This is a genomic window from Peptoclostridium sp. AF21-18 (assembly GCF_003478825.1).
GTDB lineage: Bacteria > Bacillota > Clostridia > Peptostreptococcales > Peptostreptococcaceae > Peptacetobacter.
This window is the reverse complement of record NZ_QUGE01000013.1, coordinates 47,957-59,637: the sequence shown is the minus strand read 5'-3', so window position 1 is coordinate 59,637 and position 11,681 is coordinate 47,957. Positions and strand designations below refer to the sequence as shown.

At 33.1% G+C, this 11,681-nt stretch carries 12 protein-coding genes; 2 read left to right on the top strand and 10 right to left on the bottom strand.

The window, feature by feature from the left end; translation table 11 throughout:
• Positions 1 to 179: 179 nt before the first annotated feature.
• The 7 genes from nagE to DWX74_RS07020 form a co-directional block, all read right to left on the bottom strand.
• Complete coding sequence (gene nagE, locus DWX74_RS07050; RefSeq protein WP_199647600.1) at positions 180 to 1,619, bottom strand: N-acetylglucosamine-specific PTS transporter subunit IIBC; 1,440 nt, start codon at positions 1,617 to 1,619, stop codon at positions 180 to 182.
• A gap of 125 nt (positions 1,620 to 1,744) precedes the next feature.
• Positions 1,745 to 2,233, bottom strand: coding sequence for a PTS sugar transporter subunit IIA (locus DWX74_RS07045; RefSeq protein ID WP_118549343.1), 489 nt, complete (start codon positions 2,231 to 2,233; stop codon positions 1,745 to 1,747).
• 18 nt (positions 2,234 to 2,251) lie between these two features.
• Positions 2,252 to 3,100, bottom strand: a complete 849-nt coding sequence (gene licT / locus DWX74_RS07040) for a BglG family transcription antiterminator LicT (protein ID WP_330415657.1) — start codon at positions 3,098 to 3,100, stop codon at positions 2,252 to 2,254.
• 359 nt (positions 3,101 to 3,459) lie between these two features.
• Positions 3,460 to 3,948 carry a hypothetical protein gene (locus DWX74_RS07035; protein ID WP_118549342.1) on the bottom strand — a complete coding sequence of 163 codons (489 nt, stop codon included), beginning with the start codon at positions 3,946 to 3,948 and terminating at the stop codon, positions 3,460 to 3,462.
• A 128-nt stretch (positions 3,949 to 4,076) separates the two neighbouring features.
• Complete coding sequence (locus DWX74_RS07030) at positions 4,077 to 5,315, bottom strand: ADP-ribosylglycohydrolase family protein (RefSeq protein ID WP_118549341.1); 1,239 nt, start codon at positions 5,313 to 5,315, stop codon at positions 4,077 to 4,079.
• 26 nt (positions 5,316 to 5,341) lie between these two features.
• Positions 5,342 to 5,746 (bottom strand): COG2426 family protein, encoded by a 405-nt coding sequence (locus DWX74_RS07025; RefSeq protein ID WP_286164263.1) that lies wholly within the window; start codon positions 5,744 to 5,746, stop codon positions 5,342 to 5,344.
• 213 nt (positions 5,747 to 5,959) lie between these two features.
• A complete protein-coding gene (locus tag DWX74_RS07020) occupies positions 5,960 to 6,331 on the bottom strand; it encodes a VOC family protein (protein WP_118549340.1) in 372 nt (123 codons plus the stop codon).
• 166 nt (positions 6,332 to 6,497) lie between these two features.
• Here DWX74_RS07020 and DWX74_RS07015 point away from each other — a divergent pair, with 166 nt between their 5' ends.
• Both DWX74_RS07015 and DWX74_RS07010 read left to right on the top strand, forming a co-directional pair.
• The gene (locus DWX74_RS07015) at positions 6,498 to 7,337 is read left to right on the top strand and encodes a MurR/RpiR family transcriptional regulator (RefSeq protein ID WP_118549339.1); all 840 of its coding nucleotides are present in this window, start codon (positions 6,498 to 6,500) and stop codon (positions 7,335 to 7,337) included.
• 58 nt (positions 7,338 to 7,395) lie between these two features.
• Complete coding sequence (locus tag DWX74_RS07010) at positions 7,396 to 8,598, top strand: amidohydrolase (RefSeq protein WP_118549338.1); 1,203 nt, start codon at positions 7,396 to 7,398, stop codon at positions 8,596 to 8,598.
• A gap of 134 nt (positions 8,599 to 8,732) precedes the next feature.
• On the opposite strand, the gene larE is transcribed toward DWX74_RS07010, so the two are convergent.
• The 3 genes from larE to larB are packed head-to-tail and all read right to left on the bottom strand — an operon-like array spanning position 8,733 to position 11,647.
• Positions 8,733 to 9,551, bottom strand: coding sequence for an ATP-dependent sacrificial sulfur transferase LarE (larE, locus tag DWX74_RS07005; RefSeq protein WP_118549337.1), 819 nt, complete (start codon positions 9,549 to 9,551; stop codon positions 8,733 to 8,735).
• A 4-nt stretch (positions 9,552 to 9,555) separates the two neighbouring features.
• Complete coding sequence (larC, locus tag DWX74_RS07000; RefSeq protein ID WP_118549336.1) at positions 9,556 to 10,902, bottom strand: nickel pincer cofactor biosynthesis protein LarC; 1,347 nt, start codon at positions 10,900 to 10,902, stop codon at positions 9,556 to 9,558.
• On the bottom strand, positions 10,895 to 11,647 hold the full coding sequence (larB, locus tag DWX74_RS06995) for a nickel pincer cofactor biosynthesis protein LarB (RefSeq protein ID WP_118549335.1): 753 nt from the start codon (positions 11,645 to 11,647) through the stop codon (positions 10,895 to 10,897). The genes larC and larB overlap by 8 nt, the downstream gene beginning before the upstream one ends.
• Between the last annotated feature and the right edge of the window lie 34 nt (positions 11,648 to 11,681).

The following is an 11,681-nucleotide window of genomic DNA, read 5'->3' as shown; positions in this document are numbered from 1 at the left end:
ATAAATTTAACTTTTATTTATTTTGACAGTCCACTCTACGGGTAGCAGTTCATCGTAACATCTAAATGTGTTACACATATGGACGAGTCGTCGAAGCCTGGAAAAAAACTGAATTGTAATCCCTCTATAACGAAAAAAAGAGCTAATGCATAATGCACTAGCCCTCTATATCACTTTTTCTATTTGCAAAGTTTTTTGAACTCATCAGCAACGAACTGAACTTTTGTTCCTATTATAACCTGTACAGAAGTTTTTCCTGGTCTTATAACACCAGCTGCTCCTGAAGATTTTATTTTAGCTTCGTCTACTTTTGTATTATCTTTAACTTCTAATCTTAATCTTGTTATACAGTTGTCTATAGATGTTACGTTTTCAGCTCCACCTAAACCTTCTAATATAACCTGAGCCATAGCTGTGAAGTCGTTGTTATCTAAAACTATAGCTTTTTCAGCTTCTACAGTATCTTCTTCTCTACCTGGAGTAGCTAAGTTGAATTTAACTATAACGAATCTGAATACTACGTAGTATACAGCACCAACTACTAAACCTATTCCTAATAACCATAATGGATTTAATGCCATTGGAGCTTTGAAACTTAAGAACCAGTCAACGAACCCTGCTGAGAAGTTGAATCCAGCTCTTACTGGTAACATTGCACAAACTGTCATTGATATACCAGTTAATAAAGCGTGAACTACGTATAATGCTGGAGCTAAGAACATGAATGAGAATTCAAGAGGTTCTGTAACACCTGTGAAGAATGAACCAACTGCTGCAGCTAATAATAATCCGTAAACAGCTTTTTTCTTGCTATCTTTTGCAGTGTGGTACATAGCTAAAGCACCTGCTGGTAAACCAAACATCATAACTGGGAAGAATCCTGTCATGTACATACCTGTTACACCTAACTGACCTGTTCCACCCCAGAAGTTACCGATATCATTTATACCTGCAACGTCGAACCAGAATACTGAGTTAAGAGCGTGGTGTAATCCAGTTGGTATAAGAAGTCTGTTGAAGAATCCGTATACACCTGCACCTACTCCACCTAAAGATATTATTCCTTCACCAAATGCAACTAGTGCATTGTAAACTGCTGGCCATACGAAGAATAATATAGCAGCTGCTAACATTGAGCAACCTGAAGTAACTATCGCAACACTTCTCTTACCACTGAAGAAAGATAAAGCGTCTGGTAATTTAGTACCTTTGAATTTATTATAGCAAGTTCCACCTATAAGACCAGCTAAGATACCTATGAACTGAGTCTGAGTCTTAGTGAAAGCTGCTGCAACCTGATCTTCAGGTATACCTTTGAACATAGCAACAACTGCTGGAGAAAGTAATGTAGTTATCATTAACCATGATACTAGACCTGCAAGACCTGCAGTACCATCGTTATCATCTGACATACCAACGGCTACCCCTATAGCGAATAAGATACCCATGTTATCTATAAGAGCTCCACCTGATTTTAATAAGAATGCTGCTATTACGTTATTAGCACCCCAACCACTTGGGTCTATCCAATAACCTATACCCATGCATATACTTGCAACAGGAAGTGCAGCAACTGGTAGCATTAAAGCTTTACCTAGTTTCTGTAAATATTTCATCATAAGAAATATTCTCCTTTCATGTATAATTTTTTATTATTTCAGCTCTATTTTTGAGCAAAATAGACATTTTTAATGCTCTAAACCTCTTTGATTTAAAGACTTTTAATTTTTATAATTGCTTTTAACTATTTTTTAGTTATTTTTATTATTTCGTCGCCTATGCTAACTGGACCGTACTCTGTTGGTTCAACTGATTCAAAAGAATCTGGGTTACAAACAAGTACTGGGCTTGTTACATCATATCCAGCTTCTTTTATTTTTTCCATGTCGAATTCTACTAAAAGATCTCCAACATTTACTTTCTGTCCAACTTCTACATGGCTTGTGAAGTGCTGTCCCTGTAGGTTTACAGTATCTAATCCTATGTGTATTAGTATTTCAGCGCCATCTTCACTTAATATAGAAACAGCATGTTTTGTAGGGAACATTATTGTTATTTCACCAGCTACTGGAGCTACTACTCTACCTTCAGCTGGTTTTATTCCTACACCTTTTCCTAACATTCCACTTGCGAAAGTAGGATCGTTTACTTCTTCTATTGCTATTGTTTCACCGTTTATTGGAGAAACTAATTTACAAGAGTTGTCTTTTTTTCCAAATAATTTTTTAAACATCGTTACACCTCAAAATTCTTAATTTTCATCCTCTATTGTAGAAACACGTCTTATATGCACCGCAAGATATACAAGTTCTTCATTTGATATCCTCTGATTATACTGTTTTTCTATATAATCCCTTATCTTTAGTGCGCACTTAAATTCTTCAGGATATTTCATTGCTATCATTTCAGCAAATACATCGTCAGAATCTTTTAACATCTCTCCCATAAATATCCTCTGTGAAAGGAATTTCAGATGTGTAATAAGTCTTGAATAATGTAAGCTTTCTTCATCTAGTTGTATATCAAAAGTATCTGTTACTATTTTTAGTATATCTCCTATAAGAGTAGTTATTTTTAATGCATCGTTCATCTCTGTGTTGTACTCAGCATTTACTATATGAAGTGCTATATTAGCCGCCTCATCTTCACCCATTTCCACACCTAGTTTTTCTTTTATTAGGTTTACAGCATATTCTCCAATTATATATTCTGGATTATAAAAATGCTTTACTTCCCATAAGAGAGGATTACTAAATTTCATACCATTTTTAAATCTGTACACCGAAAAGCTTATGTGATCTGTCAGAGTTATGTATATGTTCTGATTTAATCTCTTGCCAAGTGTACGTTTTGCGTAGTTTATTATGTCATTAGACACTTTAAAATGCTCAATAGGCAGCTCCTCAATCAAGCGTTTGAATTTATCTATTGCAGATTTTCCATTCATAGTGAATACTTTCTCTACTTTAGATGCATCTATCTCGTCGCCTTCTTTAGCTTTAAATCCTATTCCTTTTCCCATTACGATAATCTCTTTATTCTTTTCGTTGCATGAGCATACAAAATTATTATTTATAACTTTTGTAACTTTCATAAACATTCCTTGCCTTTCCAGATATAATATAAATTCCACATCATACTACTATACCTTAAATAATAATAAGATTATCATAACAATAAAAAAAAGACCTAACTTTATACAATACACCTATAGTGCATTCTATAAAATTCGGTCTTGCCTGCTCTACCAGTAACACTCCAAATTGTCATATCCATTTTTTAACTGTATTTAGGATAACATTTTCATAGATTAGTGTCAAGTATTTTGGGCAAACTTTTTCAAATTATTTTCTAATTTGATTCAAGTTATTCTTATTACCTTCATTTTTTGTTATAGTTGGCACTTTTTAATATTTTATATTTTCGATGATTTAATATTATATCTATATTTTTAGTGTTCTATTTTTGGAATAGAAATTTTTCAAATCGATCTACTTCTTCTATGAATTCATTTACAGTAGATACAAATGAATTTACTATACTTTGAGAGTTAAATTTAACTACTTCGTTTTTTATCATTTCAAATTTGTAATTTTTATTTACACCTATTCCCTGGCTCATATTTTTTCCACAGTGCTTTTCTGCATAGTAGTTGTTTCTCTCGTATATCATGTTTAAAAAAATATCTCTCTCAGCCTCGTTATTTATGTAGATTTGTTCTTCCAAGTCTATTACTATACTGGTAAATCTATCCTTACCTGTGTGGATTGAAGCCGAGTATTTTAGCCCTTTGTATTTGTTTATAGTCGATACCAAAATTACGCCATTGCTGATTCTAAGTCCACAATTTTCCACACCATAGCCATTTATTATATCCACTATTTTTTCTGCCATTAACTGATTTTCGTCGATATTTTTATTCTCTATTGTATCTACCTTTTTTAGCATAATTTAATCACCCTTTTGAATAAATTTTGTGTTTTTACATTTAAAAAGTCTGTAGCTTAACACTACAGACTATATTAATTATATCAAATTCTATTTATTTTTTCATTCTGCTTTGGAAAATATCATTATTATCTATATACTTTCTTTTTCTTCATTTCATCTAATAATACATAAACTGTTCCATCATCTACACATTTGTCTACAGCTCCAGGATTAAATATTTCCTGTCTTACAATGCTAGTAAGCATCGCTCTTAAAAGATATGCTCCAGAGTCAGCTGCATTTTCTCTATATAAATCAGAATCCATTTCTATGTTGTGAAGGTCTAATGTATCTATATACGCCTTGTCTGTTATCTCAGGAAGGTGAGCTATATTTATAAGTCTTTCAACTTCCTCTGACATCTCTGGCTGATTAAACATAAACATCGGTATAGGTCTACCTGTATCCTCTTTAATTCTTTCTTTAAAGTATTTTATGTCGTCAAATATTTTATCATAAGCTTTTTTTCTTTCGTTTCTTCTATACATTACGATATATGTGTAATCATTAATACCTCTTTTTAAATCATCAGGAAGATAAGTAAGTACAAGCTCTTTAGCTTTTTCATCTATTCCGTAGTATGCTTCTGCAATAGATCCTGTAATTGCAGCTATTGTATCAGTATCTCCACCGATTGTAACAGCTTTTATTACAGCATCTTCAAAGTTTTCACTTTCTAAAAATGCCGCCATAGCCTGAACAACAGCTGTTTCACATAATGCATCTCTCTTCATTATATCTGCACTTCTGTACTCTTCAACAGACTTAGATAGGTCATATCCATATTCTTTTTCTATATATTTCTTTATCGCTTCTTTTTTGCTTCCATTTCTCGCTAGGAATATTGCACTCGCAATTGCCTGCGCCCCTTTTATCCCCTCTTCACTGTTGTGTGTAACCTCAGCAGTTAATCTTGCGTAGATATCCACTTCATTTAGATTGTTTGCTAGCCATCCAACAGGGGATACTCTCATTGCAGATCCGTTTCCTATGCTTTCGTAAGGTTCTGGTTTCTGAGAAATTAGCCAATTGCTAAACAATGTTCCATATCCAGCAGTTATGTGGCTTCTTCCAAACATCTGCATATTGTATCTTAGACATAGTTTTATTTCCTCTGCAGGCTTGTCAAAAGTTTGAGAAAGAGCTTTTCCAATAGCTACAGTCATTACTGTATCGTCGGTAAATATTTCCCTAACTCTTGGATTTATTTCTATTCCTGTTTTGAATAGTTCATCGTATTTTTTCTGTACTTCTTCGTATTTAGGGATTGTTAGACCGAAGTCGTATCCATTTCCTAGAATATCCCCAATTATTGCTCCTAACATTTTATTCACTCCTTGCTATCTTTAACTTATATTATGTGCATAGAAATAGCGGTTACAATTACACCAGCCATCATATTTCCAACTACAATTCCCAAAAATGCATTCCTTATTCTCATGTGAAGTATAGACGCAATTGCTGCAGCTGTCCACGTTCCTGTAGTTGGAAGAGGAACACCTACAAATAGAATAAGCCCTAAAACAGATGCGCTTTTTAGTTTTTTCATAGATGATTTTATCTTGTTGTCTATTTTTTGAGCTATATTCTTTAAAAAAGAAATTTCTCTAATAAAGTTTAGTATATGTCTAAATGTGAGTATCAATGGAATTGCCACCAAGCTTGATCCTACAACACTTGCAATATACACTCCCAAAGGATCTAGGTTCATAGCTATACCAATAGGGATTGCGCCCCTCAGCTCAGTGACAGGCATCATTGACAGAAATAATATATTTAAATAATCCAATTTTTTTCTCCTTTATTTTAGTTTTTATAATTATATTTTTTAACTTTTCTTCTACTCATAAAGTATAACATACACTATCAGATAATCAAAAAAATACTACCACTTTTAACACTTGTGGTAGTATTTTTGATATTATTTGTTACATTTTACTAAATTTTATAAAATATAATATTTTTTCTATTACATATGGCTTGGTATTATTTCAACCCAGTAGTTATCTGGATCCGCTATAAAGTATATCCCCATAGCCTCATTTTCAAAGCATATACATCCCATTTCTTTGTGAAGCTCGTGTGCTGCTTCAAAATCGTCTACTCTTAAAGCTAGATGGAACTCGTTGTCACCTAAATTATATGGTCTATCCCAATCTCTTAACCAAGTAAGCTCAAGATTGTGAGGAGTAACACCATCTCCAAGATATACTATTGTAAAGCTACCATCTTCAGACTCTATTCTGCTAGTTTCTTTTAGTCCTAGTGCTTTTTCATAGAACTCCATACTTTTCTGTAAATCTAATACGTTTATGTTGTTGTGTGCAAATGAAAAGTTCATAATTTACCTCCAAATTTCAGTTTTTCTTTATTATATCAAATTTCTATATATAAAATATATATTCAACATTAATTTAATATAGATTTTAATTTTTTTTTAATACTTTTTTTTATGTTATAATTAATAGCATAAAATAAGTTACAATTTCTAAAGGGGTTTTTTAGTTATGAGTTCAATTAAAGATAAAATTATTTCCAATTTTGATATTTTTTCAAAAAACGAAAAAAGAATAGCAACATTCATTATAGATAATTACGATACTATTTCGTATTATAACGGCAATGAAATTGCAGAAAATGCAGATACAAGCAAAGCAACACTTGTAAGATTTAGTCAAAAGATTGGCTACAAAGGTTTTATAGAATTAAAAAGAGAAATAAATAATGAGCAATTATCCTCAATTAAGCACAATCCATATGAAACATTTTTGCCAACACCTTGTACAGAATCTATATTTTCTAATTTGGTGAACGATATAAATAATTTTGAAAAGGCGATATCTCCAAATACAATAAAGAAAATAGTTAGATATATAGCAAATGCTTCAGCAGTTTATTTGATAGGATTTGGCTCTGATTCGATTGCTATGAAATATTTATACAATTATCTACCTATATGTGGGATAAAGTGTATCTATACAGATGAACAGGGAGTTAGTTTAAGAGAAAGACTTATCACTCTTTCAAAGCATGATTTAGTGATTATGTCCAATTTTTCAGATATGGAAGACGATGACTATATGGTTGCACGTTATGCAAAAAAGGTCGGAGCAAAGTTTGTTTCTATGACAAATTCTGATATAGTAGGAAACTCTTTAAATGCCGACGCCTATGTTGTAACAAAAGAGTCAGCTGAAACTTTTTACAATTCACCAATTCTATCTATTCTTCTATGCAATATCATACTATCAGAGCTAAGACATACATACAAAGAAAAGATAGAGCCAGAACTAAAAAAATACAGTGATGCTATTGATTTTATGAAAAATAGCCAAGAACACCAGTAGATTTAATCGTAGTAGGTTTAGTAAAATATTAAATAATTATGAAAGGAATTATTCAAATATGGACAATTTTAAGAAAACAATTTGTAATATAGTGGATGAATATCAGCATAATTTTGAAGAAATATCAAACTATTTATTTAATAATCCCGAAATTGGAGGAGAAGAATTTTTATCTGCAAAGTGTATTGTGGATACGTTAAAAAAGCACAATTTTGTTGTAAAAGAACCTTATGAAACTCTTCCCACAGCAATTGTCGCTTCTTATATAAACGATCCTTCTTATGAAAATTACGCATTTATTGCAGAGTACGATGCACTTCCAGGATATGGAATTGATAGCTGCACAAATGCACATGCTTGTGGACACAACTGGATAGCAGCTACTATGACTGGTTGCGCCGTTGTGCTTTCTAAAGTGTCAAAAGAACTTGGTATAAATGTATCTTTAATAGGTACTCCTGCAGAGGAAACTTTTGGCGCTAAATACGATATGATAAATTTAGGATCATTTGACGATGTAGATTATGCATTTCAAGCTCATCTAGATGCACATGACAATATGTATGTGCATAATTTAGCTATGAATTCTTTTGAATTTGAATTTAAAGGACTTGCTTCTCATGCTTCTCAGGCTCCAGATAAAGGAATAAACGCACTTGACGCTGTTATCTCTATGTTTGTAAACATTGGACTTCTTAGACAGCAGCTACCTCCATCTTCAAAGGTACATGGTATTATAAGTAATGGAGGATCTGCACCAAACATAATACCAGACTTGGCTGCGTGTCAGTTTAGTATTAGGGAAAAAGACAAGGCTTCACTTAAAGTGTTAAGAGATAAAATTATAAACATAGCAAATGCAGCTGCTCTAAGCACTGGATGCACTTTGGAGTACAGATTAATAGAAAATCCATTTGACGATACAATTCATCTTGATAGTATGATAAAAGCTACTGAAGACAATTTCAAACTATATGGTATGGATAATTTCTTAGACAAGGAGAATAGACTTCCTGTGGGTTCATCAGATATCGGAAATGTAAGCTACGTATGCCCTACTATATACGCTGAAATAGCCCTAGACTCTCCAGAGCCACTTCCTATCCATACACAAAAGGCTCTTGAACTAGTAAACTCTCAATATGCATTCGACAAAATGAATACTGTAATAAAAGCATTCTGCTCAACTGTAGTTGACATATCTCAAAACAAAGAATTATCAGAAAAAATAAAAACAGAATTTAAAGAAAAGACAATCTAACAAAGTATAAAAAAAGACAAGAGTGTATAACTGCTCTAAAGCGACAATACTGCAAGTGCCCCATACCTATAAATGGGTTACATAATAGGATGGGGCACTGAAGCCTGAAGCAAAGAGCAGTTATACTCTTGTCTTTACTTTTTTATATGTATATCCATGCTTCCAGAACGGAACCCCTCTAAGTCTAGAGTGATATAATCGTATCCAAACTCTTTTAATTTTTCAATAACTTCTTCCTTCTTTTCTAAAAGCATCATCATTTCATTTTTATCTACTTCTATCCTAGCTATATCCCCATGAACTCTTATTCTTACATTATAAAATCCTAAATCTCTAAGCCATTTTTCAGCTTCTTCAACCTTTTGAATACTTTCATAATCTAGCATTGTTCCATAAGGGAATCTAGTAGCCATACATGGAGTAGATGGTCTATTTGATACAGATACCCCAAGCTCTGCAGCAAGTTTTCTAACCTCTTCCTTTGTAAATCCAGAATCAGCTAGAGGGCTTTTTATTCCAAGCTCTTTTATTGCTTTTATCCCTGGTCTGTATACATGTAAATCGTCCTCATTTGTACCCTCTACTACCTGTTTTACGCCAAGTTCTTCTGCATATTTCTGTAGTTTTTCAAATATACTCTTCTTACAAAGATAACATCTATTTACAGGGTTGTCCTCTATTCCAGCTTCTTTAAGCTCGTCTATTGAAATAATCTTGTGTTCTACACCCATTTCGTCTGCTACTCTCCGTGAAATCTCCAAATCTTTCATAGGATGTATCTTTGTGTGTACTGTTACCGCATAGACTTTTTTGCTTGTTTTTTTAGTAGACTCTGAGAACAATTTTAAAAGAAGACTGCTGTCTACACCACCTGAAAATGCAAGTACAACATCTTCCTGAGATAATTTATCTACCTCTTCTAAAAGTCTTATCTTTTTTTCTTCATAACTCATATTATTACTTGCACTCCTCGATTATTTGACGATATACATCCTGCCAAGTTCTACCAGTTTCTTTGCATATTCTAGCTATGCTATCGTGTTCTGGGTATATTCTTTCACCTGATGGAAGTCCACAAATTTTTATCTGCACTGTTCCCATAGATGTTTCTCTCATTTCAGTTCTTCTTTCTAGAATTTTTCTATCCATATATTGAATTCTTATACCTATACTTGTTGTGTCTTCAAATATTATTCTCTGTAATTCGTCCATTTTATCTTCTTTACAGATAACATTTAACTGATATCCTGGTCTATTTTTTTTCATGAAAACTGGCATATAATGCACATCTCTCGCACCTGCATCCATTAATTTTTGCATAACATATCCAAGTGCTTCACCTGTACAATCGTCTATATTAGTTTCCATTTTTACTATTTTATCTTTTTCTATTTCTGTTTCTTCTTCCTCTATTATCATAGCTCTAAGAAGGCTAGGTCTTTCGTAATTTCTCTTACCTGCACCTATACCAGTTTTAACTACTCTAAATTTTTCTGGAAGTTTTTTTTCTGTGCATATAGCGGCTGCTATTGCTGCACCTGTTGGAGTTACAAATTCTCCCTGAACACCAGTTATGCTAAGAGTTAGATTTTCTGCATTTACTATATTTAAAACTGCTGGTACTGGAACTGGAAGTACACCATGCTGGCATCTAACTGTTCCAACTCCTTCGTATAATGCTGGTATTATAACATCTTCTATAGCTAGATTATCTATGCATACAGCTGCTGCAACTATATCTACTATTGAGTCTACTGCTCCAACTTCATGGAAGTGAACTTCTGTTTTTGGTTTTCCATGAGCTTTAGCTTCTGCATTTGCAACTATATCAAATATTTTATTAGCTATTTTTTTTGCATTTTCTGTTATTCCACTGCTGTTTATTATGTGCTGAATTTCTATAAGTCCAACGTGTTCATGACTGTGCCCATGGTCGTGACTATGTCCGTGATCATGACTGTGTTCATGGTCATGATGATGGTCGTGGTCGTGACTATGGTCATGATTGTGATGATGATCGTGGTCGTGACTGTGGTCATGACTGTGTTTATAATTATTAGAATGTAGATATTCCATATCGTGATCGTGATTGTCTACATCTAATACAACAGAAAAATCAAGCGCATCTAATCCAGATTTTACAACTCTGCTTGTTTTTATTTCAAATTTATCCTTAATTGACTCAAGGCTTTTTAAAGATTTTTCAAGTACTTCTAAGTCAGCCCCTAAATCTAAAAGAGAGGCAACAAACATATCTCCACTAATTCCAGAATAGCATTCTACGTATAATTTTTTCTTACTCATGATCGTTCACTCCTAGTTTATTAATTTGTGATGCAATATATCCTGCTCCGTACCCATTGTCTATATTCACTGTTGCAATACCATTTGCACAAGAGTTTATCATTGTAAGTAGGGCAGATATTCCATTCATACTAGCTCCGTATCCTATTGATGTAGGTACAGCTATAACAGGTTTATCAACTAAACCTCCTATAACGCTAGCTAGTGCTCCCTCCATTCCAGCAACTGCTATAACACAGTTTGCATCCTGTATTGTTTCCATTCTTGATAGAAGTCTGTGTATTCCACTTACTCCTACATCGTATATTCTTTCTACTTTATTTCCAAAGAACTCAGCTGTCTGAGCTGCTTCTTCTGCAACAGGAATATCTGCTGTTCCTGCTGTACATACTGCAATTTTTCCAATATATTTCTTATCTTCTTTTTCTATCTTTAAAATTCTAGAAATAGGATCGTACTGGACACAAGGAATTTTTGATTTAACTAGTTCTGCCTGTTCTTTAGATGCTCTTGTTCCTAAAACTTCTCCTTCCATAGAATAAAGATGTTCGTATATACTTAATAAATGTTCGTTTGCCTTTCCACTACAAAAAATAACTTCTGCGCATCCAGAACGAACCTTTCTATGAGTATCTAACTTAGCATATCCTAATTCTTCAAAAGGCTGTTTACGGAAAAATTTTTCTGCTTCTTCAACTGATATTTCTCCATTTTTAACCTTGCTTAACATTTCTCTTGTCTCCATTTAAGTACCTCCATTTTATTTCCTATAATTATTT

What these genes read in the sequence shown, in the direction of transcription:
- nagE (WP_199647600.1), bottom strand. Translation starts at nt 1,619, where the DNA reads ATGATGAAATATTTACAGAAACTAGGTAAAGCTTTAATGCTACCAGTT.
- DWX74_RS07045 (WP_118549343.1), bottom strand. Translation starts at nt 2,233, where the DNA reads ATGTTTAAAAAATTATTTGGAAAAAAAGACAACTCTTGTAAATTAGTT.
- licT (WP_330415657.1), bottom strand. Translation starts at nt 3,100, where the DNA reads ATGTTTATGAAAGTTACAAAAGTTATAAATAATAATTTTGTATGCTCA.
- DWX74_RS07035 (WP_118549342.1), bottom strand. Translation starts at nt 3,948, where the DNA reads ATGCTAAAAAAGGTAGATACAATAGAGAATAAAAATATCGACGAAAAT.
- DWX74_RS07030 (WP_118549341.1), bottom strand. Translation starts at nt 5,315, where the DNA reads ATGTTAGGAGCAATAATTGGGGATATTCTAGGAAATGGATACGACTTC.
- DWX74_RS07025 (WP_286164263.1), bottom strand. Translation starts at nt 5,746, where the DNA reads ATGCCTGTCACTGAGCTGAGGGGCGCAATCCCTATTGGTATAGCTATG.
- DWX74_RS07020 (WP_118549340.1), bottom strand. Translation starts at nt 6,331, where the DNA reads ATGAACTTTTCATTTGCACACAACAACATAAACGTATTAGATTTACAG.
- DWX74_RS07015 (WP_118549339.1), top strand. Translation starts at nt 6,498, where the DNA reads ATGAGTTCAATTAAAGATAAAATTATTTCCAATTTTGATATTTTTTCA.
- DWX74_RS07010 (WP_118549338.1), top strand. Translation starts at nt 7,396, where the DNA reads ATGGACAATTTTAAGAAAACAATTTGTAATATAGTGGATGAATATCAG.
- larE (WP_118549337.1), bottom strand. Translation starts at nt 9,551, where the DNA reads ATGAGTTATGAAGAAAAAAAGATAAGACTTTTAGAAGAGGTAGATAAA.
- larC (WP_118549336.1), bottom strand. Translation starts at nt 10,902, where the DNA reads ATGAGTAAGAAAAAATTATACGTAGAATGCTATTCTGGAATTAGTGGA.
- larB (WP_118549335.1), bottom strand. Translation starts at nt 11,647, where the DNA reads ATGGAGACAAGAGAAATGTTAAGCAAGGTTAAAAATGGAGAAATATCA.